Origin of the sequence: Undibacterium sp. YM2 (assembly GCF_009937975.1) — a bacterium.
Lineage (GTDB): Bacteria > Pseudomonadota > Gammaproteobacteria > Burkholderiales > Burkholderiaceae_D > Undibacterium.
Window position 1 is genome coordinate 4926431 of record NZ_AP018441.1, and the last position, 23054, is coordinate 4949484.

A 23054-nucleotide genomic window follows, 5' to 3' on the forward strand; every position below is an offset into this window, starting at 1 on the left:
ATATCGCACCACTCCCCCACTAAATCCCCTCCTTCTGAAGTAGCTGAAATACAATAGCGTTTTTTCATTTTCTGCCTGCCATGAGTTACACGCTGACGATTCTCGCTGTCCAGACACCGGCCAGCGATGCAGAGACCTACACCTGGTTGAACGACAAGCGGGAAAGCTATCACAGCAGTGATGCGGCGGCAGTACCAGTGCTGGTCAAATTTCATGATGCCATTACGCGCCTGTTCCCCTGCCTGTCCAGTTGCGCAGATGGCGAAGCCATGGATGCCTGCCCCTGGTCGGATGGTCCGCTGATCAATAATTTTGTTGGCGACATGGGTGTTGTCGGCATTTCGCAGAGACATGAAGAAGTCATTCCGCAGATATTGCGATTTAGCAATACGCTAGGACTGACCGTGATTGATGAGCATGAAGGTGTAATACACAGGCCGCAGCGCTATCGCATCGTGCTACAGGGTGTCAAAGAAGATATGGCTGTGACTGCTGTAGCTGACAAACTGGCCCCCTTGTTCAAGCGCACGCCGGCGCAAGTTGCCGACATGCTCGCGCAAGCAGGCCTGGTGTTGAAAAAAGACCTGACGCAGATTGTCGCCCAAAACTATGTGGCTACACTGGCGCAATATGGTTGCGTCTGCGTTATGGAGCCAGACGTCAACATCACCAGCGCCACCGCAGCGCAAAGCGCGGCTGTGCCCGAAGAAAACCCGGAGCATGCAACAGCGACGACACCGGCAGCAGGCACGGACCAAGCAATGCAGCGCTGGATAGCCTATAACAATACCGGCAAAAAGAAAGAAGAGGCAGACAAGCCCGAACCTGAAATCGTCAACTACGACGATATCCGTATTGCTGAACTGGCTGATGGTCAAAAGCAGCTGATTTATGCTGTGGCGCTGAATTTTGTAGTGATCAGCATGAAGAGTGATGTTATTGGTTTTTTCACGATTGCATTTTGCCTGCTGCCCGTTGAAGTCATGTTCTTTGCCGGTTATTTAAAACTGGCCGCCAATATGGGATTCAACAACACCATGAGAAAGGTCATCGCTTACGGTTCCATGGTGCCGCTGGTGAACACCTTTATCTTGCTGGCCATCAATGATGAAGTCAATCGCCAGCTCAAGGATGCAGGCTTGCGGCCAAGTATCCTGGGCCTGTCTGCAAAACAGCGCGCCAGCTTGAATGAGGATATATGCCCCCCCTGGCCGCCCGCTAAAGTGGGCGATAGGCACGGCAATTTTCATCGCTGCCGTGATAGGCATCGCGCATTGGAGAATCAGCATACCCAAAGATAAGCGCCTGGATTCCAGCTTGCCGTGCGCGATGATGGGTAAATGGGTGTTTACAGGTACCAGCATGCAGAAAATATTGCGCCTGGATAAGGATGGCAATATGCAAAGCAGTGCCGGTCTCATGGGCACTTCACCTTACAGCGGCCTGAACGGTACATGGAAAGTACAGGACAGGCACCTGCTGCAGGATAAAAATGACCGCCCGGCAAAACAAGGCAAGCCTGTCATTCTCAGCAAGGATGGCAAAACCATGACGCTGATCGATGAAGAAAATGAAAAACAAGACTATATGTTGATCGAAGCTCTGGCACCGTACAACTGTAATCACTAATTGTTATCGATCGACCTCTTGCCGGGCTTGTTACTCTGGCGCAGGCAACCACATCGCTGTAGCCCCGGCTTGTATTTGCATGCCTGACAGTTTTTATGAGCTTATGGATTGATTTTCTCTGCCTTGCACTTTTGACAAAGACACAGGAAATAAAATCAATGGTTTTCGTAAATTGATATTGCGTATTTCTATGCAAGCTGTTGGCTTAACTTGCTTTAAGTGGATTTACTCATTCGCGTTTCAGCCGCTGAATAGCGGAACACAAAGAAAATTTGGCAGAAATAATCCGGGCTCTGTTTTTGTGCTTCATGCTCAGCCTGAGTTCACCTGTCTTCCTTTTTTATGCAGGACAAGTAAGTAATCAATCTTACTCAATTTTTTTACAAACAAATTATTTTGGGCTCGCTAACTCCTCAACCGGCACTTCACGCAGGATTTTGCCTGCGATAAATTTGTCCCCGCCCTCTGTCTCACAGTGATAAGCCCACAAGACCACAGGCTCTTCAGTGTTGCCGGAATAACTGACCTGCTCTTCTGGCTCCAGCCACTCTGCGCGACCGCCATATTTTTCCCTGAATTGAAAATCGGAAGAAAAATTTCCTGTCGCAGATTTCAGCTTCCATAGTTTGTCTTGCAAGGTATAGCTGCCAAACCGCAGCACCCTGATTTTTTCTTTGGAAATATTGCGCAAGACAATTACATATCTGGTTTCGCCATCCTGAGTGAATTTGCTCCTGGCAAAGCTGATATTAAGGAATTTGACGCCGTTAACAAGTTCGCTGACGGCGAGTGAAGTCTTGATAATATTTGCAGGTACAAACTGTCTGTGTACGCCAAAGGGCAGCGATGCAGCGAGAATATCGCTGATACCTTCTGCCTCTTTCAGTTCACCATAAGAATTACAGACATAAAAACTTTGAACACCGTGCAGTTGCGAAGACACTTTCACATTCACAGCAAATTTGGAGGCGCAATTATCATCCAGACTGACCCAGCCATCTTCTATCTGCTTGACCTTGGCCCATTGCAACTCGCCATCCGTAGTTGTCGGGATAAAAATTGAATAGTCAGGGTGCGCCTCGTAAATAGATAGCAAGCGCTGTGCCGTTTTTGACAAACTGCGAGGATTCATCGCCAAATTCATCGTATAAAAACCGAGTATGGAATCACCGCTATCAGGTTCATTCTGGAATTGCTTGACTACCTTGGTCCAGGGGAAGGCAATATTTCCATTTTCCAGCCGGATACCCGGACTTCCATAATGTTTTATCCATTTACCGCCCAGATTGCGTCTTAAACATTCGCCCAAAAAACATCCTATCAACTGCCATAATGTGCCGATAAGATCGTCATTTCCTAATTTCCGTAGATAATTAATATACTCATCTGTCCAGCGCACACTTTCAAGCTCATAGCTGAGATCGATTTGCTTGTGCTCCTTGCAAATCTCGCGAAACGATTCAGCCCTGTCAATGGCCCAGGCCTGGAACTTGGCCACTTCCAGTTCCAATACCTTGAGTTCTTCAATATCTGTTTTGATTTCTACCCAACGCCTGTTTTGCCGGCGGTAGAGTGATGTACTGATCAGTTCTGAGTGGTGACTGAGATCCCTGCTGATCACCTCCTTGAGCAGGGCTATGCCTGCTTCAGACTGGCTGTCACAAAAAGCCAGGGCGTCGCGCCTGGGGATGGCGATGATAAAGCCATTATTGACACAGCTCGATAATTCGCTATCCCAGAGATCATCCAGCAACATAGAACTTGCTACAAAACGCATGTCGGCAAAAACGCCGTATAGCGGTGCGCTGTCATGCAAGCCAAAAGTCCGGTCTATCCTTTGTTTGAGGTTGGACATTGCGGACTGGTGCAGTGTCGCCAGGGTCCATCGCTCTGCCCGCAAATGCTGCTCTTTAATAAAAACATAGCCGTTATTATCTTCGACCAGATAGGCAATCCCCAGGCCATTTCCCAGGTCCTGGATACAAGCGCCCAGGGTATCTGCACTGCTATGTTCGCTGCTTTTAATGACACCCGCTTCTACTACCTGTACATAGGCAATGGCTCTGCTACAAAATGAATTCATTTACTTTATCCGGAATAATTAGCCAGGCTGTTTTTCTGTTTTTTGTCTGGCTCTTTGTTTGGTTCTTTGTTTGACGTTTGTTGCATTGCTTGTTTGGCCGCTATTTAAAGGTGCGCAAACTACCACGATTTTTTTACCGTGCCGCCGCCCTGAACCTTGCCACCCTGTCTTCAGTCGCCGGATGGCTGGACATGTATTGGGTGATACGTTTGGTGGTGGATTCTTGTGCGGCTTCACGCTTGTGCATTTTCTCCATGCGTTCCAGCGCATCGGCCAGGCGGGCGGGTGACAAGCCTGTTTCCTTCATGCGCCTGATCGCATAGCCGTCGGCTTCGGTTTCCATTTCACGCGAAAACTCCATATTCACGACCCCGGCAGACGCCAGGCTGACGACGGAACTGAAATCAGAAAACAGGCTGCCCGCAATCACCGTCACCATGGCATCGCGCACCAGGCGACGCATGCCATGATTGCCTTCGACGTGGCCGATCTCATGCGCCAGCACGCCCGCCAGTTCTTCGGCCCCGGCCGGGCTCAGGCCACGGTCTTTATTGGTACTGAGCATTTCTATCATGGCGTCGGTAACGACTATGGTGCCACCTGGCAGGGCAAAGGCGTTAGCACCTATGTCCGGTGCATTCCTGATTTCCAAGCGCATGGGTATGCGGCCATGTTCGGGCATGACGCGCTCTATCGCTTCTTTGGCCTGGGCTATGCGCTGATCACTTAAATGGCTGCGGCTCAGCACTGATTTGTCCAGCAGTTTCATGACTTCGTCGCCAAGGGCCTGTTCGTACTTGCCAGGCAGGCGCGCAGCGATCTTGTCAGCCAATAAAGGCACGCCCCATTCACGCGCGGCCAGCAGCAAGGCCGCCATGACGATGATTGCTGCCAGTGCCCATTTCCATTGTCTTTGCCAGCGCTGCACCAGGCTGGGCCGGTAATCAAGAAAATCCAGCAGGGTTTGCTGGTCTGCCCTGTCATGAATTTCGCAATGGCTGCCGTCTGAAAAGCTGAGTATGCAGGGCGCATGTTCAAAGGGCTCTGACACCTGCAATCTCTTTTTCCTGACGGGATATTGCTTGCCATCAAAAATGACATTCACAATATCTTGTTGCAAATCCAGCTGGATGGGCTGTATCCGGCTCTGTTGATGGTCGAAATAATTGGCTTTAATCATGGGTCAATTACCAGGATAAATCAAAGCCAAACATGTCGGCAGAACTGTCACCGGTGGCTTGCGTCTGCCCGGCTCTGCTGATGGCTTGCACCTGATCAAGTTCTTCTGCCATTAGACGTACATACGCCAGGCGAAAGCGATACAGCGCCACGACCGCAAATGGCCGGTACAAGCCAAGGCTGAACAAGGTGAAGAAAAAGTTTTTCACCTGCAAACGCCAGTAAGGCCAGTATGGCAGTGAAGAGTCTATGTCTATACCTGGGAAGCTGGTGTTGTCCCAGGATTTATTCCACGCCACGGCCTGTATATAGCTCAGGCACCCGATTGCGGCCAGCACTGCCGCCAACAGCATGAGAAATCCCATGACCAGGAAAAAAACGTCTTTGGCACTACGGATGTATTGCAACAGGCTGCCACCATTTTTTTCTATGACGACAGCAACTATGCCACTCAGAAAAATGCCGACAATCAGGGAACAAAACAGTGCCAGCAATACGCCGACATAACTCCAGCTAAAGGCCCCGCTTTTCATGTCGCAACTGGCGCGCAAATTACCGTAGCTGATATTGTCATGCTGGTAGATACGCATTCTGGCATGCAGCCAGGGCCAGAAAAGATAACCGGCGAAAGCGAAGACTGCCATATAGCTTTCTTCAGGAAACAACGCACCAAACAAGCCAGGCAAGAGGATCACGAGAGCAACCAGTGCATAGGCCGCATAGGCATCCTGCACCGAGCCATGGAACTGGAAACGCAAACCACGGTAACTGGTCTGATGCAAGCGAAAACGCAAGGCGCTGCGCATCATGAAAGGCAAACCCAGCACGAATATGACGAAAAACAGCAATGCCAGGTTCTTTGATAAAGTGAACAGATAGTGATAACAGAACAGTAAAACCACGGCAACAAGACGGCCACGCAAAATGGTTTTTGCCTCACCATGAAAATTGAAACTGGCACCGGCGAGACTGGTATTGCGGTCAAAATATTCCAGCCGCCTGACCTTGGCCCAGGCCGAATAAATACCCAGTGTTGCCAGGCTCAGACAAAGATTGACTACCCAGATACGAAAATACTCTTTGCCAGTACCGCTGAAGCTGAGTTGATGCCAGTCTGGCATGCGCGGCTGCCCGGTCTTGCTGGCGATGGCTGCGGCTGTGGTTGCAGGCGAAGGATCAATGTCCAGGGCATCGATGTTCTCGTTCGTCCACTCCTGGTATTCAACAAGGGGGACTGTGGGCAGCCAGACTTCGGCGTCTTGATGGATTTGCATTGCTGAACGTGGGTGTAATGTTTATCTGTGATCAGATGCAAATAAATTTTTCCGGCTTCGCTGTATCGGATATATGAATCAGGATGTATTGATGAGTATGGTTTTATCAGTAGATCAAGGATAAAACACACCTACGTGAAAGCCCGCAGGTTTAAGTACGGGCAGCTCAAAATACAGCTTGATGCTTTGTTCACCGCCAGCCGCAAAGCCTTTGGCCAGCTTGTCTTTTTCAGCCAGATAGTCTGCCGGGGTAAAAGCACGCTGCAACAGGGGCTTGTCTTTGACGTCGTTCAGGACCAGTTCTATATTTGGCCAGGCCTGCACGACATCGCTCTGGTTCTGGATTTGCATGACCAGCATGAAGACATTGCGTTCTGGTGCCAGGTTTTGCAATTCATTTGAATCAACGGCAATCTTATCTATCTGTGCCGGCAAAGCCACCTGGCATCCCAGGTATTTGCACGCCTGCAGCAACCAGGGTTTGGTTTCTGGCACGCGTGCAGCGAGCTGGTTACGGAAGATATAGGCAGACTGGCCCAGCAACAAAGGCAGCAACAGGCCAACCATCAGGCCCAGCATGATGTTGGCCATGCGTTTGCGGGCACGCTGTTTTTCTGCCTGGATCACAAAATTGGGTTTGGCCAGCTCTTCTTCAGGATCACTGCTGGAATCTTCATTGGCAGCAGCCTGCTGAGCGAGTGCAGCTTCGGCCTCGCCTATATAGGATTCACCATGTACTTCATCCGCGGTATTGGCGGCAGCGTCGCTTCCGACTTCATCATTGATGGAAACAGCCTCATCTGGCGTGGCAATGTCAGCATGGTCTTTATGGCGCCAGACCTTGCTGGCACTATGTGCATCGGCTATTTCAGTGGCCGGGAATTCTGGCAGTTTTTCTTTAGCGTCGGCCGCATCCTCGGCACCTTCGCTGACTGACCAGTCGGCAGTTGGCGGATCCATCAGGGCGGCGCGGGTTTCCAGTTCGATGCGGGTCAGGTCAGCTTCCTGCACTTCTTCAGATGGCAACAGAAAGCCGCCATCACCGAGGTCAAAATCGAGAGCCGATGAGCTGGTGATCACAGGTTCTTTTTTTAAACCTGCCGGTTCAGGGTCATCCTTGAGCTGGCTGAGCGGGTCGAGCACAGGCTCAAGCTTTTGCGGCTCTGCGGTGGTGGCTGTCGTGCTGACTGAAGTAAGCACAGCGGGAGTAACAGCGGCGGGAGTATGCACGGCGGGCCTGGCTGCCGGAGGAATATCTCTGGGCATGTCAAAAGCTTCTGCCTCAAATTCCAGCTCGGCCTTGCTGATGGCGGCCAGCACTTTTGTTGCGGGCCGGGCCGTCGCGCTGCTTGCTGGCTTGCCGACAGCTGCTGGCCTTTCTGGCGGCACCAGGCTGTCTGGCAAGAGCATGTCTTCTTGCGGCAGCGCATCGGGCGGGAAGAAGCGGCCCACAGGAGTGACGGGAGACGGCGGCACTATACGCGTCTGTTCGAAATTGGGCTCAGGTTCTATCAGGGACGACAGATGTTCTGCCGGCACTGGCTTGGCGTCCTGCTTGAGTTCCGGCTTGGATTCTGGCGTGCTTTCTGCCACAACTTCGCTTGCCGAGGCAGACGTGACTGGTTTTGCTACTGCCGCTGGCACCGCTGCACTGACTTGCGGCCTGACAGGTGCAACAGGTTTGCCAGGTGCTGCTGGTGTGACTGGTGTGGAACTGGCCGCCGCTGGCACAGTAGCGACAGTTGCTGTTGCTACCGATGCTATCGTCGCTGTCGCCTGAGTTGCGACACTCGCCATAGTTGCTGGTCTGGCAGGCGTTGGAGAAGGTACCGGTGCCGGTACAGGTTTTTGCCCATCGCCAGGTAACAGGTTTTCTACCGCATTAAAAGTTTGCTGGCATGAGCCGCAACGCACCAGGCCCGCATGCAATTTCAACTGATCATTGGCTACCTTGAAGGCAGTCTGACAGTGGGGGCAGCGGGTCGCCAGTGCCATAGTCGCCTCAGTTAGCCAAAGAGCCTGACAATGCTACCCAGCCTTCATGCTCAGCCCAGACGGTGAGCTTGATGAAAGGTTCGTATGCTGCTGCCACTTCTTCGGCCTGCCTTGCCAGCACGCCTGAGAGTATCAGCGAGCCACCAGGGGCAACACGGCCCGCCAGCATCGGCGCCATCAACTTGAGTGGACTGGACAGGATATTCGCCACGACCACATCAAATTTTTGGGTGGCTGGATGAGCAGCACCAAATCCTTCTGGCAGCGCGTATTCTATCTGGCAGTTATTGCGTTCTGCATTGAAATTCGCAGACTCTATCGCTTGTGGATCAATATCGACACCAATTACACTGGCCGCACCCAGCTTGCTGGCGACCATGGCCAGGATGCCGGAACCACAGCCATAATCGAGTACAGACAAATCCTTGGGCGCGTGCGCTTCCAGCCATTCCATGCACAGCTTGGTGGTCGGGTGGCTGCCAGTACCGAAGGCGAGACCAGGATCAAGCTCCAGGATCAGGGCATCAGGATCAGGCGCATCATGCCAGCTAGGCACGACCCAGATATTCTTGCCTATATGAATAGGGGCAAACTGCGATTGCGTCAGGCGCACCCAGTCTTGCTCTTCGACATTGCGGGTGATGTAGGCTGGCACGACAGTCAAGCCAATCGCAGCGGCAGCTTCAGCCACCAGTTCTGCGTGGTCAGCATCAATATCAGCGAGGGCAACCACGCGGCTGCGGTCCCAGGCGGCTTCATCAGGCTCCATGCCTGGTTCGCCGAACAGCGGACGTTCAGCATCCGTACCTTCATCGGCATCTTCCACGGACACCGACAAGGCACCCGCATCCATCAAAGCGTCCGACAAAGCCTCAGCCTGCTCACGCGCTACTTCTATGACTATTTCTATCCAGCCCATATTGCTACTTTCTTACGTTCTATATACAGCGTTATTACTTCCAGAAACTTCAAAGTACTTCAAGACCAAAAGGCTCACCACAGAGCAAGGAAAGGCAGCTTGCATGCTGCCTTCGTTTCGCAGGCGAACGGCATTGCCGTTCGAAACCCCTGCTACACCCCGAGTCACAGAGAAAAGCAAGAGAAAAAATTCATCTTGAACTCTGCGAGGCTCAACCATTTATACGGTGATTATCAATTCATTAAACATCTCAACTACAAAAAGCTTACCACAGAGGCTTCATAACAAAGCCAAAAGCACAGGGAAAAACTTATGTTTTCTCTGTGCTTCTTTTTCAACTTCGTAGGTTGGGCTACGGTTTACCAGCCCAACACTGGGCCTCAACAAACGTATACGTTATTCAAGCGCTGAGTGTTGGGCTGGTAAATCGTAGCCCAACCTACGGAACTCCAACGCTTTCCTCTGTGACTCTGTGTTGAGAGGTCTTCACTCCAAATTACTTCGACTTTTTAGACAACTCCGGCATATCTGCAAGCTTATGTTCAAGGTAGTGAATATTCGTACCACCTTCAATAAACCTCGCATCTATCATCAGTTCGCGGTGCAGGGGGATGTTGGTTTGTATGCCTTCTACCACCATCTCTGACAAAGCGATCTGCATGCGGCGTATCGCCTGTTCGCGGGTTTCACCATAGGCGATCACCTTGCCTATCATGGAATCATAATTCGGCGGCACGAAATAACCGGCGTAGGCATGCGAATCCACCCGTATGCCAGGGCCACCCGGTGTATGCCAGGAGGTGATGCGACCTGGCGAAGGGATGAACTTGAACGGGTCTTCGGCATTAATACGGCATTCAATGGCATGGCCCTTGAGTGCGATATCGGTTTGCTTGAAGCGCAGCTTTTCATTGAAGGCGATGCGGATTTGCTCTTGCACGATATCAACACCAGTAATCATTTCTGTCACTGGATGCTCAACCTGCACGCGGGTATTCATTTCGATGAAATAGAATTCGCCATTTTCGTACAAGAATTCAAAAGTACCAGCGCCACGATAACCTATCTTGCGGCAGGCGGCAGCGCAGCGGTCACCGATTTTTTCTATGATCTTGCGTGGGATGCCAGGCGCAGGTGCTTCTTCGATGACTTTTTGATGGCGGCGCTGCATGGAGCAATCACGCTCACCGAGCCAGATGGCGTTGCCGTGCTGGTCAGCCAGGATCTGGATTTCCACGTGGCGCGGGTCTTCCAGAAATTTTTCCATATACACTTCTGGATTACCAAATGCTGCACCAGCCTCTGTCTTAGTCATGGTGACTGCATTGAGCAAAGCTGCTTCAGTATGCACCACACGCATGCCACGTCCACCGCCGCCGCCAGCGGCCTTGATGATGACCGGGTAGCCGACCTTGCGGGCTGTTTGTACTATGACTTTAGGGTCGTCTGGCAATGCGCCTTCAGAGCCTGGCACACAAGGCACACCAGCCTTGATCATGGCATGCTTGGCAGATACCTTGTCACCCATCATGCGTATGGATTCTGCACGCGGGCCAATGAAGACAAAACCGGATTGCTCTACACGTTCAGCAAAGTCGGCGTTTTCAGACAAAAAACCATAACCAGGGTGGATAGCCTGGGCATCTGTCACTTCAGCGGCGCTGATAATGGCTGGCATGCTGAGGTAACTTAAATTCGACGGAGCCGGGCCTATGCAAACAGATTCGTCAGCCAGCTTCACATATTTTGCTTCGCGGTCAGCCTCAGAGTGCACGACCACGGTTTTGATACCCATCTCGCGGCAGGCGCGCTGTATGCGTAGCGCGATTTCACCACGATTGGCGATAAGAATTTTTTCAAACATGATTTAACTTTGCGGTGGCAATGGTTGCAATTGCGTGAGCAGGAAACACGGTCCGGTCATTTTGTCCTCAACACGGACACAGGACTTGAGTTTGCGCACGCGCGCCTGGATCAGCCAATCACGAACAGCGGCTGGCCGTATTCAACAGGCTGACCATTTTCAACCAGAATCTGTTTGATCGTGCCTGTGAAATCGCTTTCGATTTCATTCAGCAATTTCATTGCTTCAATAATGCAGAGGGTGTCGCCAGCATTGACGCTTTTGCCAATATCAGCAAAAGGCGCGGCGCCAGGAGCAGAAGAACGGTAGAAAGTACCAACCATAGGGGATTTGACGATATGGCCATCCGGTACCACTGGTGCGGCGGCGACAGGAGCGGCTGCGGCGGCTGGCGCGGCGGCTGGCATCATTTGCTGGTGCTGCGGCTGCTGCATCATGACTACCTGGTTTTGTGGCATCGCAGAAGATTTGACGATGCGGACCTTGCCTTCACCTTCAGTTACTTCGAGTTCAGCGATATCTGATTCTGCTACGAGGTCGATCAGTGTCTTGAGTTTTCTTAAATCCATGTGGAATCCCCTTGAAAAAAGTGGTTCTGAATTAATTGGGACGCGCAATGCTGAGCAGGAAAACAGCTCTGCAATTGCCGCCGAAGTTTGGATTATATACGAAATAAGCTGGCATTATCAGCAAATTACGCGAAGATGCGAGAATTTAAATATTTTTCAGGGAAAAGTCAATCGCCAAACGGTAACCTTCAGTACCGAGGCCGCAGATGACGCCTTTGGCAATTGCAGACAAGTATGAATGATGTCTGAAGGCTTCTCTTTGATGTACATTCGATATATGTACTTCTATAAACGGGATCGCCACACCTGCCAGCGCATCCCTCAGGGCAACGCTGGTATGCGTCAGGCCGCCCGGGTTGATGATAATAGCATCGACTTGCTCATTACGGGCAGCATGGATGCGGTCAATTAATGCGCCCTCATGATTACTTTGAAAAAATGACAACTCTGCGCCAGCTATTTTTGCCTGCTCCTGCGCCGCAACCTCTATCTCAGCCAGGGTAGTGGCACCATAGGTAGCAGGCTCGCGCGTGCCGAGCAGGTTCAGATTGGGGCCATTCAGCAGCAAGAGTTTGCGCGCCATAGTCACATTCAATTTGACGAAGATGGCCGCATTTTGCCGCTAATCGACGCAGATTGGCAAGGAAAAACGATGCGTCTTCTATTTTTCCAAAGAATATTTGGCAATATCGGTATGCAATTCATCCATCTTCAGGCGGCCAAGATAGGATTTCACGACCTTGCCTTCGGCATTAATCAACACGGTAAAGGGCAGGCCGCCACCGGTATTACCCAATTGGCGCGATAGCTCAGAACCTTCCATGCCCGCAGAAAACAAGGGATAGCTGATTTTATATTTTTTTGCAAAATCAGCAATATTTGTTGGACTATCTATACCCAGGCCCAAAATCTGTATGGATTTACCTTTGAATCCATCTTGCATGGCAGACAACTCAGGCATCTCTTGAACGCAAGGCGCGCACCAGGTCGCCCAGAAATTCACCACCAGGAACTTACCCCGCCACTCCGCCATCGATTGCGGCTTACCCTCGCTATCCTTGAACTGCTGCGCCATCAATTGCGCGACCGACTTGTCGGCAGGTGGCTTGGGCGTGGTCTGGCGGTTGCCCGCGTAGATACCCAAACCCGCAAACAGCAAACCCAGCGCCACTGCCAGGCCAATAAACTTCTTATTCATAAATACCCACTCACATAAATCCAAAATCACTGCTCAAGGCAGGGATATTAGCCTAGCTGGGAGATTTATGCTGCATAAGTAAATGATACGGGAGAGATGGCGACCCGTCATCGGGTCACCTTCCCTGAAACTCTATTATGCGTTTGACATTAAAAATGGATAAACCAGGCCTGCTGAGTCTATTTATCTCGACCACATATACGGGGAGAGTCGTTTGATGCGAAAGCAGGTCACCATGCCTTGCACAATGTACCTGCCCGTCCCTGACTCAGACTGATACAGCTTGCCTACCCTTCCATATCCATCAAAAAGATAGACTCCGACCATGTCACGGCATCCAGCTCACGCAAGGCTTCGCGTAACTGGGCTTCCAGCCTGGCACTGACAACAGTATCTGCTGACATACTGAGCAATTGCGCCGTATCGGCGCTTGTCCTGCCGCTCACCTGCAGCCCTGGCCTCTGCTCTTCCGATGGCAGCAGGCGCTCCAGCATTTCTGGTTCAGCCATGATGCTGAAGAAGAGCTTGATGACTTGTTGTCCACTGAGCTGGTCTTTGCAGTCTTCCCAGATTGCCAGTTCCAGCCATTCAATAACAGCTTCACCCAGCTGCATCTGTCTGAGCCCGGCAAAACTGTCGGGCCACAATTGCTCATCGAAGTATCTGAGCAAGAGTGTCAGGCCCAGCGGTGTCAGCCCCTGGTAATGCATGTCACGGCGGATTACCCTGTCTGCCCCGACAACGCTGGCGTATTCAAAAAACGCTTGCATTGCCTCTGCATCAAGTACCAACCATTTTGCGACAGGAGATGGCAGATTACTGGCGTCCATGTAGCACTCGCCCGATTCACCAGCCATGTCCAGAGCGGCCCGTTTTGACAATTTCCAGGTCGCCAGCCTGCTTCGCAGGTCCGGCGGCGCAGCAGCCACAGGTGCTGCCAGCATGGACAAGGAATATGCTGCACCACCGGCGGCAGCGGGCGCAGCCATGACCGGCGCGGAGCAAACACCGCCCGCGGCAGCTCCCAGCCCGGCCCAGCCTGCTGGCAACATGTGCGCGACTTCTATCAAGGCTGGCATATCCAGTGGCTTTTCATCTTCTGCCCTTTCCTCGACGATCAGGAAGCTGGTTTCTGCTGAGATCAATTGATATTGCACCGCCAGTTCCTGCACGACGGATACCTGCTCAGCCATACCTTGCATGTCGGACAAATAAGTCGCCGCAGCCACGCGTGACAAGCTGGTGTCAGCCTGCAAGTCCGCTGTCAAGACAAGGCTGCCCAATTCGACTTCTTCTGCCTGCCCCGACAAGCGGCCAAACAGCTTCATCTGACCCTGAGGTTTTTCTGGCAACAGATAAAACATATTCAGGGTTTCACCTTTGAAGACACTTGCTGGCATAGCCGTAGACCACAGCGGTGGGCTGGCAAAGCCGGCGTCGATGCGGATATCCTGCCAGACTGGTGAACGCAATTTCATGAACATGCGCAGGATGGCGGGTGCCACGTCTTCGCCCGGCGCCACATATTCACAAGAGCCGCCACTGGCCCTGGCCAGGCGTTCAAGATGCACTTCTGCCGGGCTGGAACCTATGCCAACAATAAACACCCTTTGCCCGGCAGCGCGGGCGCTGTTGATCAGGCTATCAACACTGTCGATTTCTCCATCGGTAATCATCAGCACATCGCTGCGCCCACTGCTCTGTATGGCAAAGGTAGATTCCAGCGCCAATGCCATCTCGGTACCACCAAGGCTGGCATCAAGCTCATCTACCCAGCGCAGCGCTGCTGCCTTGCTGGGTTTGGCAAACTTCCACATCGCCGGTGAGCGGTGCTGCACTTCACTGCCAAAGCGTGACAGGGAAATATGATCCCCGGCACTGAGTTGTTCGACTATCTCTTTCAGGGCTGTGCGTGCCGCCTGTATGCTGTCGCCATGCATGGAACCTGAGCAATCAACCAGCAATTTGACGGCCACATCAGTCATGTCAGCAGCCGCAATTTGCGGGCAAAAACTGGCCAGCAAAGCGACATGTTCAGGCTGATGATAGTCCCGTCCAAGAACACTGAAAGCTTGCTGACTGAACTGATCCAGACACAGCACAAAATCGCGGTCGAGGTTACCCTTGCGTGACAGGCTGACTATCGTGCCGCCATCGCCAGGCATGACGCTGATGGGATGGCTGGGCGAGGCAATACGCGCACCCGCCACTTCAGCCGCCAGGCGCAAGCTGATCTCAAACGGATATTCGACGCGTATATCATGCCTGGGAGTGGTCAGGCGCTCAAACAGGTTTTGCTTTTTGGTCGCTACTGCCTCTGTCATTTCATAGCGTGGCGCAATCACTGTTGGTACACAAATGCGCAAGGCATTCATGCCATCCATCTCGGCAAAGCGCAGGCTTTGTGCGTAATGCATGCTCAGCGTACACGCTTCACCCGGCGCCAGGTTGCCTATGCTGAGGCTATAACTGCGGTCACCATTTTCTTGCAGCATGAAAGCGGTATTACCTTCAGAAATGGCTTCTTCATAATCGATTTCAGCCTCTTTCCTCGGTACGACAGCGCCAGATAATTTCCTGCCATCCAGCTCGACTTCTATATCCAGCAAAACTGCATCCACAGGCAACGGGAAGGTATATAACACCTCCACATGCTCTTTGTCGGATGGATTGATAAAGCTTTGGGTAAGCTGCATGTCCAGCAGCATGCCTTGTATGACACCCGTCGCACTGACCTTGGTCAGGGCCATTGCCTGTCCCAGGCTGGATTGTATTGTGGCTGTATTTTGGTTAAACATATTCATCCTCTCTCTGCTAGCCATTCGCATTGACGTGTGTTGTTATGCGTGCTGTCATGCGTCCTGGCTGTTTTTCAAACGCTCTGCCAATGCTATAGCCTGCCTGACGAATTCCCTGAGCTGCTCCGGGGTCCAGCCTGCTTTGCCGGCATCGATCACCAGCTCCACCCCCTGCGCTACCGTCAAATGTGTACAGACAGAAATTGACCCGATTTGCTGCGGTTTCACTTCCAGCGGGGCTGGTGCGCCGTGCAACAATTCACGTATGCGCTCCAGTGATACCCCGCAGAACTCCACTTCTTGATCAGCAACAATTGTTCGAGATGCTGCGCTCCATAGCGCGCCGCCCGCGTCCCGCCTTCAGGCTTGCTGACCAGACCTATCTGCATGTAGTAACGCACAGTGCGCACTGACATCTCTGCCATCAAACAGAGTTCAGGGAGCAGATAGCTGCTGTCTTTTTTATCAGAAGAATTATTCATACAGTACTTTATAACAGTTAAACTGTCATTATTCAAGTTTACTTTTTAAGCTCCCCTGAGCAACCCTCAAGTTAGCGATGAAACAGATTGAAAAAGACGAAAAAAAAGCGCTCATGTCATGAGCGCTTCTTCTTGCCTGCCTGAACCTGGAGCCTAATGTGCCCCGCCCGCATCCACAGGTGCGGCTGATTTCTTCGGTTTGGTCAGCCACACCAGACCTATCAGGCCTATGAACATATAGGCCGACATCCAGAAAATATCAGTCGCAGCCATGGTGCTGGCCTGTACGCTGATGGTACGGTCTATGATGGCGTAGGCACCTTGTTCTGGTATGCCTTGTTGCATCAGGCCCTGCACGGTTTGCACAAAGTTAGGAAAGCTGCTGCCGGTGTTCTCGGCGATCTGGGCATGGCGCAGGGTGCTGCGGCTGTCCCAGATGGTGGTCATGATGGAGGCTCCCATGCCGCCGCACATGATGCGCACGAAGTTGGACAAACCCGAGGCTGCCGGGATTTTTTCCGGGGGCTGGCCTGACAGGATGATCGATGTCAGCGGGATGAAGAACATCGACATCGCTGCGCCCTGTATCAGCGTGGGTATCAGCAGGGTCGCAGTGTCCACGTCAGTATTGAAGTGTGAGCGCAGGAAAAACACCAGGGCAAAGCCCAGGAAGGCAGTTGAGGCAACCTTTCTGGCATCCACCTTGGGCAAAATCTTGCCTATGATGGGTGACAAAATAATCGCGAAGATACCAACTGGTGCCATGACCTTGCCCGCCTCTGTTGCGGTATACGACAACTGAGTTTGCAACCACAGCGGCATGATGACAAGACTGCCGAAGAACAGGCCATAACCTATCGAAATCGCAATCACACCGGCACTGAAATTACGTCCCTTGAACAGCGAAAGGTCAACCACAGGGTGATCCTGCCCCAGCTCCCAGACAATGAAATACACCAGACCGATGACAGCAATCACAGTCAGCAGGATGATCTCTCCAGAATTGAACCAGTCCAGCTCTTTACCCTTGTCGAGCATGATTTGCAAAGCGCCCACCCAAACCACCAGCAGGAACAAACCAACCTTGTCGATAGGCAGGCTCTTGATGGCAGATTCGCGTTTGCGATAGATGGACCAGGTGGCCCAGGCAGTAAACAAACCTACCGGGATGTTGATATAGAAAATCCAGGGCCAGGAATAATTATCCGATATCCACCCGCCGAGCAAGGGGCCCATAATGGGCGCGACCAGGGTCGTCATACCCCATAGCGCCAGCGCCATCGAACTCTTGGCGGGCGGGTAACTGCCGAGCAACAAGGCCTGTGACAACGGGATCATGGGGCCAGCGACTGCGCCCTGCAAAATACGCGCTGCAATCAAAATCTCGATATTCGGCGCCATGCCGCACAGCCACGATGAAATGACGAACAGCAGGATCGAAGACAAAAACAGCCTGACCTGACCAAAGTGCGTCGTCAGCCAACCCGTCAGCGGCACGGAAATCGCATTCGCCACCGCAAACGAGGTGATGACCCAGGTGCCTTGCTGCGGCGAGACACCGAGGTTGCCCGAGATCGCCGGTATCGATACGTTGGCAATCGATGAATCCAGCACATTCATGAACACCGCCAGCGACAGGGCCAGCGTGCCCATTGTCAACTGCCCACCTTTCAGTGGTGGATGCGGTGCCTGAGGACGTGGCGCGCTCATTACGCACCCTTGCCTGTGGTTTTCACTGCGGCAGCGCTGTGATTTTCTTTATGGTCGTCTTTGTGATCGACTTTGTGATCCTTAGTACCCGGCAAATTCGCCGCGATAATCTCGGCGATGCGCTGGTCAGCATCTTTACCATTTTGTTCAAACACAGCAGTCTGATAGGCAGGTGTCGTGCGGGCAGCCGCAGTTACCGGTGCGCCTTGCTGTTGCGAGATATTGACCTGCACCTGCATGGAAACACCGATGCGCAATGGATGCGCTTCCAGCTCTTTAGGGTCGAGACTGATACGCACAGGCACACGCTGTACCACTTTGATCCAGTTACCACTGGCATTTTGCGCAGGCAGCAGGGCAAAGGCTGAGCCTGTACCTGCTGACATGCCAAGTACCTTGCCGTGGTAAGTCACATCTGTGCCATACAGGTCAGAATGCAATTCCACCTCCTGGCCTATGCGCATGTGGGCGAGTTGCACCTCCTTGAAGTTGGCATCTACCCACAGGGTATTCAAAGGTACGATGGACAGCAAAGGTGAGCCGGGAGCAATACGCTGGCCCACTTGCACGGCACGTTTGGCGACAAAACCATTCATGGGTGCGGGCAGGCTGGTGCGGCTCAGGGCCAGCAAAGTTTCACGTACACGGGCAGCGGCACGCAAGACATTCGGGTGCTGGGTGACGGTGGTGTTCTCTGTCAGCGTGCGGTTCGATGTCAGTTGCTCACTCGCGGCTTGCAAGGCGGCCTCTGCACTCTTGACGGCATTGCGCGCATGCTCGAGTTCTTCAGAAGAAACCGCACCTGTGCTCAGCAACTGGGTACGGCGTGCCAGGTCAGATTTGGCTCTTTCAACTTCGCTGCTGCGCAGGCTGACATTGGCCTGCAGGCTGCCGTTATTGGCAAACAGTACGCGTACTTCGCGCACGGTCTGCGCCAACTGGGCTTCGGCCTGATCGACCGCAACCTTGGCATCAGTCTTGTCGAGTTCTACCAGGGGCTTGCCAGTCTGCACCACGTCGGTGTCATCAGCATGGATGGCAACTACAGTGCCGGCAACTTGCGACGTCACCTGCACGACATTGCCAGCGGCATAGGCATCTTCAGTATGTTCAAAATTGCGGCCTACTGTGTACCACCATGTGCCGTAGGCTGCCAGGGCGATCAGTACGATGAGGGTGATGATGATCAGCAGTACCCGGCGCTTGCCGCTTTTATCTGGAGCGTATTCAGGCTGAGCAGGTACGCTGACGGTTTTGTTTTGATCTGGGGCGTTCATAACGCAGCCTCCGGTGTGTTTTTAACTAGTGATTGAGTGACGGTTTGATTGGTGCTGGCGGCAGTAACATTGGTCGCAGGCAAGGCCTTGCTCTCATATCCACCGCCCAATGCCTTGATCAGGTTGATGCGTGCTTCGGTATGGCGCACTGCCAGATCCAGCGAGAGTTTTTGTTGCGACAGCACGGCACTTTCAGCAGCCAGTACTGGCAGCTTGTTGGCAGTGCCTGCTTTTTGTCTTTGCTGCGCCAGTTGCAGGCCAACGCGGGCAGCCTGCTCGGCGGCTTTCTGCTCTGCCAATTGCGACTGGCTGGCCTGCAGTATCTGCACCTGGTCAGCGACTTCATGCAGGGCATCCGTCAGGCTCTGGTTATACGTCGCCACCGCCACATCATAAGCGGCGACCCTGCCTTTCAATTGCGCACGCAGGCGGCCACCTTCGAATATCGGCAGGCGTATGGCCGGGCCTGCCCCTATGATGCCGCTGCCGCTATTGGCCAGATTGGAGAGACCCAGGCTGGACAAACCAACGAAGCCAACGATATTAATGTTGGGATAGAACTGGGTCTTGGCAACCTCAATGTCACCCTGTCCTGCTTCTACGCGCCAGCGCGCCGAGACAATATCAGGACGGCGGCCCAGCAATTCCAGTGGCAAATTACCCGGCAAAGCGACATCTGCCACAGGCGCGAATTTTGGCGTGGCAATCAGCTTGCCTTCTTCTGGACCCAGGCCCTGCAAGGCGGCGATCTGGTTACGCGTCAGCGCCATCGCTTCCTGCCACTGGGCGATGTCGTTTTTCAGACCAGACAATTGCACCAGGTTTTGCTGCACTTCTACTTTAGTGTCAAGACCAGCTTTGACACGTTGCTGCGTCAGGCTGTCAAACTGCTCACGCACAGCCAGTTGCTGCTTACTGAGTTCTAGTTGCGCATTCTGGCGTGCCAGTTGCAACCAGGCACGGGCAATGGCGTTGCTGAGCATCAGGCGCACGCTTTGGGCTTCGGCTTCCGCCACTTTTTCCTGCGATATGGCGCTGCGCATTTCGGCACTGTGCTTACCCCAGAAGTCCAGCTCATAAGAGGCATTGAAACTGATCTGGTTATTTGTATTGTAAGTACCAGCCAAAGGCGGCGGCACCAGGCCATGCTCGGTAAAGCGCTGGTAAGTGCTATCGATACTCAGATTAGCCGATGGCAATTTGTTGGCACCTACGAAAGCAGTAGCAGCCTGCGCTGCCTGCAAACGTGCCGCAGCAGCCTGGAGGCTGGGGTGGTTGGCCAGCGCACTGTCTATCAATGCCTGCAACTCTGCGCCACCTATACTGCTTGCCCATTGCAAATCCGGCCAGGCAGCATTGCCGCCCTGGTCAGGGAAGGCACCCGCTTGCGCCGTCAGTGTCTTGAGTTGCGCCTGGCTTTGTATGCCCTGATAACTGACGCAAGCCGACAGCAGGCACAATGCAGAGGCACTGAGCAGCAGGCGCAGGCTGGTTGCGGCTGTAGCTGGTTTGAAAAGAGATTTTTTCATATGGATGATGTCAAAAATGATGACTAAAATTGGCTAACGAATTTATTGCCCAAGCAACTAATTATTCTTTGCCATCCATGCTTCAAGGGTAGGTCTGTTGGCCAGCAATTTGCGCAAGAGATACTTGAGGAAATTGATTTCTTCAGGAGCAAACCCGGTAAAACCCACATCCAGTACTTCTGAATACACGGCAGGCAATTGCGCCGCCAGTTGCTTGCCGCTACTGGTCAGCGCCAGCTTGAACAGGCGCTTGTCGTTCTCATCGACGATGCGCTGCACATAGCCCTTGCTCTCGAGCTTGTCGAGCGTGCGTTTCATAGCTGCAGAGTCAATAAACAACTCGCGTGCCAGATCAGCTGCAGTATGGCAAGTTCCCATGGAAAGCATCATGAACACACTGCCCTGGGCATGTGTAATGTCCAGGCGCCGCATGGATTCATCAATGGCACGCGACAACATGGTGCGCGAACGGGCCAGCAGGTAGCCGACGCTTTCTTCAACCTGATGGGCAAAAAACTCTGAATTTTGATTTTCGGGATTCATGGAAGCAACAATATTCATTGACTAGTCAACAGTCTATACCAATTTAAAATTTTTTGCAGGGCAGCATAAAAATTGCAATTATGTATGAAGCTGCCGACGTTTTTCATAGGGGAATCAGTGCGGAAGTCGGCAAAAATACTGCGCTGATCGTCAGCCTTGCCAAGGATGACGTCACAAAAAATGACAATTAACTGCAAGCCAGGCTGCTGCACATGCAATTAAATAAAATCAGGAATGGAAAGAGATTGCCAAAAAAATCATATCCAATTACCAAGACACTCTATAATCATTATGTATTTGGCATTTTCACAGCAGTGACGCACTTTCCTTGCCAGCAATACGCATGAAAGTACACATGAATCAGTGACGGAGGGCTATGCCTCATGGTGGCCATGACAGCCTTGAAAAACGAGCTCCCTGAGCCTGCACCCAAGAAATTCCCGGTTACCGCCCTGGCCATCGGTTTTGTTGTCCTGGTCTGCCTTTCTCTGATCCTGGTGCAGGCCTGGGTTACCTGGCGGGCCCGTGAAGTGCAACTCGCAGAAACCGAAAGGGCAAGTTCCAATCTGGCGCGTGCAGTAGGCCAGCATGCCTACGACACGATCAAAGGAGCGGACACTATCCTGGTCGGCCTGGTTGAAAGACTGGAAGTAGATGGCATGGCAGAATCCACTCTGCCGCGCATGCATGCCCTGCTGGTAAAGCGGGTAGAAGAGCTGCCGCAATTGCACGGCCTTTTTGTGTATGACCAGAACGGCGACTGGGTAGTCAACTCCCAGCCGTCACTCAAGAAATCTGCGAATAATTCTGACCGCGAATATTTTATGTATCACCGTGACCATACTGAACGCGGTGTCCACATAAGCCCGCCAGTCAAAAGCAAATCGACAGGTGAATGGATAATCCCGGTTTCCCGCCGCGTTAATAAAAGCGACGGCAGCTTTGGTGGCGTGGTGTTGGCCACGATACACATGGATTATTTCAAGAAATTCTATGAGCAGTTCGACATAGGCGAGACTGGCGCGATTTTCGTTGCGCTCAGCAATGGCACAGTGCTGTTGCGGCGGCCTTTCGAAGAAAAGTCCCTGGGCAGGGATATATCGCAATTCCCCATATTCAAAGACTACCTCCCGGTAGCCAAAGTTGGCACCCAAACCTTTACTTCCGGCCAGGACGGCATCACACGCATCAACAGCTACCGGCAGCTCGACAACTACCCTCTGGTGGTTTCTGCCGCACTCTCCAGAGACGAGGCACTGGAAGAATGGAAGTCGAATGCCATCATCCATGCGACCGGCGTAGCATGTCTGGCACTGGGCCTGGCCATCATAGGATCACGCCTGATCAGGCAGATTTCCCTGCGCGTACAGGCAGAAGCCGAATTGCAAAGGGCGCGCAACTCGCTCGAACAATTAAACCGTACACTGGAAAAACTCGCCATGCAGGATGGCCTGACGGGTCTGGCCAACCGGCGTCAGTTTGATATTGCCCTGAAAGATGAATTCAGCCGCGCCATGCGCAATGCCAGCTCACTGGCACTGATCATGATCGATGTCGATTGCTTCAAACAATATAACGATATCTATGGTCATGCCGCTGGTGATGAATGCCTGCGCGCTATCAGCAAGGTGGTAGCCGCTGGCAAGCACAGGCCTGGCGATCTCAGTGCCCGCTACGGCGGCGAAGAAATGGCCATACTGTTACCCGGTACCGATGTTGCCGGAGCCATGAAGGTCGCTGAAAACATCAGGCAGGCAATTTACCAGCTGGAACTCAAGCATTCAGGCAATGCCACCGGCGTGGTCACTGTCAGTGCCGGGATAGATGCCTTCGTCCCCGTCAGGGAAAACAACCAGCCGCTGGAACTGATAGAAGCCGCCGACAAGGCACTGTATTGCGCCAAATCTCAGGGGCGCAATTGCATCCGTGTTGGCAACGGACATTCAATATGAACGATATGGATCAAGGCACGTCAATGAACTTGCGTTTATAATCGGTACTGTAA

General features: G+C 52.6%; 19 protein-coding genes. 3 read left to right on the top strand and 16 right to left on the bottom strand.

Going from position 1 to position 23054, the window contains the following annotated elements:
* The first annotated feature begins 80 nt into the window (after nucleotides 1-80).
* A complete protein-coding gene (locus UNDYM_RS22630; protein ID WP_162043131.1) occupies nucleotides 81-1301 on the top strand; it encodes a hypothetical protein in 1221 nt (406 codons plus the stop codon).
* 61 nt (nucleotides 1302-1362) lie between these two features.
* The gene (locus UNDYM_RS22635; RefSeq protein WP_162043132.1) at nucleotides 1363-1629 is read left to right on the top strand and encodes a hypothetical protein; all 267 of its coding nucleotides are present in this window, start codon (nucleotides 1363-1365) and stop codon (nucleotides 1627-1629) included.
* 391 nt (nucleotides 1630-2020) lie between these two features.
* Here UNDYM_RS22635 and UNDYM_RS22640 read toward each other — a convergent pair whose 3' ends face one another.
* The 16 genes from UNDYM_RS22640 to UNDYM_RS22710 form a co-directional block, all read right to left on the bottom strand.
* The gene (locus UNDYM_RS22640; protein ID WP_162043133.1) at nucleotides 2021-3712 is read right to left on the bottom strand and encodes a DUF1444 family protein; all 1692 of its coding nucleotides are present in this window, start codon (nucleotides 3710-3712) and stop codon (nucleotides 2021-2023) included.
* Between the two features lie 133 nt (nucleotides 3713-3845).
* Nucleotides 3846-4892, bottom strand: coding sequence for a M48 family metallopeptidase (locus UNDYM_RS22645; RefSeq protein WP_162043134.1), 1047 nt, complete (start codon nucleotides 4890-4892; stop codon nucleotides 3846-3848).
* Between the two features lie 7 nt (nucleotides 4893-4899).
* Complete coding sequence (locus UNDYM_RS22650; RefSeq protein WP_162043135.1) at nucleotides 4900-6165, bottom strand: YjgN family protein; 1266 nt, start codon at nucleotides 6163-6165, stop codon at nucleotides 4900-4902.
* Nucleotides 6166-6279: 114 nt separating this feature from the next.
* The gene (locus UNDYM_RS22655; protein ID WP_162043136.1) at nucleotides 6280-8160 is read right to left on the bottom strand and encodes a DUF3426 domain-containing protein; all 1881 of its coding nucleotides are present in this window, start codon (nucleotides 8158-8160) and stop codon (nucleotides 6280-6282) included.
* A gap of 7 nt (nucleotides 8161-8167) precedes the next feature.
* Complete coding sequence (gene prmA, locus UNDYM_RS22660) at nucleotides 8168-9079, bottom strand: 50S ribosomal protein L11 methyltransferase (RefSeq protein WP_162043137.1); 912 nt, start codon at nucleotides 9077-9079, stop codon at nucleotides 8168-8170.
* 496 nt (nucleotides 9080-9575) lie between these two features.
* Complete coding sequence (gene accC, locus UNDYM_RS22665) at nucleotides 9576-10943, bottom strand: acetyl-CoA carboxylase biotin carboxylase subunit (RefSeq protein WP_162043138.1); 1368 nt, start codon at nucleotides 10941-10943, stop codon at nucleotides 9576-9578.
* Between the two features lie 110 nt (nucleotides 10944-11053).
* Nucleotides 11054-11512, bottom strand: a complete 459-nt coding sequence (gene accB / locus UNDYM_RS22670) for an acetyl-CoA carboxylase biotin carboxyl carrier protein (protein WP_162043139.1) — start codon at nucleotides 11510-11512, stop codon at nucleotides 11054-11056.
* A 145-nt stretch (nucleotides 11513-11657) separates the two neighbouring features.
* Nucleotides 11658-12095, bottom strand: coding sequence for a type II 3-dehydroquinate dehydratase (gene aroQ / locus UNDYM_RS22675; protein WP_162043140.1), 438 nt, complete (start codon nucleotides 12093-12095; stop codon nucleotides 11658-11660).
* Between the two features lie 78 nt (nucleotides 12096-12173).
* Nucleotides 12174-12710 (bottom strand): TlpA disulfide reductase family protein, encoded by a 537-nt coding sequence (locus UNDYM_RS22680; RefSeq protein ID WP_162043141.1) that lies wholly within the window; start codon nucleotides 12708-12710, stop codon nucleotides 12174-12176.
* Between the two features lie 287 nt (nucleotides 12711-12997).
* Nucleotides 12998-15508 carry a VIT and VWA domain-containing protein gene (locus UNDYM_RS22685; protein ID WP_162043142.1) on the bottom strand — a complete coding sequence of 837 codons (2511 nt, stop codon included), beginning with the start codon at nucleotides 15506-15508 and terminating at the stop codon, nucleotides 12998-13000.
* Between the two features lie 54 nt (nucleotides 15509-15562).
* Nucleotides 15563-15694 (bottom strand): hypothetical protein, encoded by a 132-nt coding sequence (locus UNDYM_RS31160; RefSeq protein WP_255456497.1) that lies wholly within the window; start codon nucleotides 15692-15694, stop codon nucleotides 15563-15565.
* 38 nt (nucleotides 15695-15732) lie between these two features.
* Nucleotides 15733-15990 (bottom strand): MerR family transcriptional regulator, encoded by a 258-nt coding sequence (locus UNDYM_RS30345; RefSeq protein WP_197740944.1) that lies wholly within the window; start codon nucleotides 15988-15990, stop codon nucleotides 15733-15735.
* A 153-nt stretch (nucleotides 15991-16143) separates the two neighbouring features.
* Complete coding sequence (locus UNDYM_RS22695) at nucleotides 16144-17700, bottom strand: DHA2 family efflux MFS transporter permease subunit (RefSeq protein WP_162043143.1); 1557 nt, start codon at nucleotides 17698-17700, stop codon at nucleotides 16144-16146.
* Entirely contained in the window at nucleotides 17700-18977 is a 1278-nt protein-coding gene (locus UNDYM_RS22700) for an HlyD family efflux transporter periplasmic adaptor subunit (RefSeq protein WP_162043144.1), read from the bottom strand. The genes UNDYM_RS22695 and UNDYM_RS22700 overlap by 1 nt, the downstream gene beginning before the upstream one ends.
* On the bottom strand, nucleotides 18974-20506 hold the full coding sequence (locus tag UNDYM_RS22705) for an efflux transporter outer membrane subunit (protein WP_162043145.1): 1533 nt from the start codon (nucleotides 20504-20506) through the stop codon (nucleotides 18974-18976). Before UNDYM_RS22705 ends, UNDYM_RS22700 begins: the two co-directional genes overlap by 4 nt.
* A 57-nt stretch (nucleotides 20507-20563) precedes the next feature.
* Complete coding sequence (locus UNDYM_RS22710) at nucleotides 20564-21049, bottom strand: MarR family winged helix-turn-helix transcriptional regulator (RefSeq protein WP_162043146.1); 486 nt, start codon at nucleotides 21047-21049, stop codon at nucleotides 20564-20566.
* A gap of 401 nt (nucleotides 21050-21450) precedes the next feature.
* Here UNDYM_RS22710 and UNDYM_RS22715 point away from each other — a divergent pair, with 401 nt between their 5' ends.
* Nucleotides 21451-23001 (top strand): diguanylate cyclase, encoded by a 1551-nt coding sequence (locus UNDYM_RS22715; protein ID WP_370529364.1) that lies wholly within the window; start codon nucleotides 21451-21453, stop codon nucleotides 22999-23001.
* The last annotated feature ends 53 nt before the right edge of the window (nucleotides 23002-23054 follow it).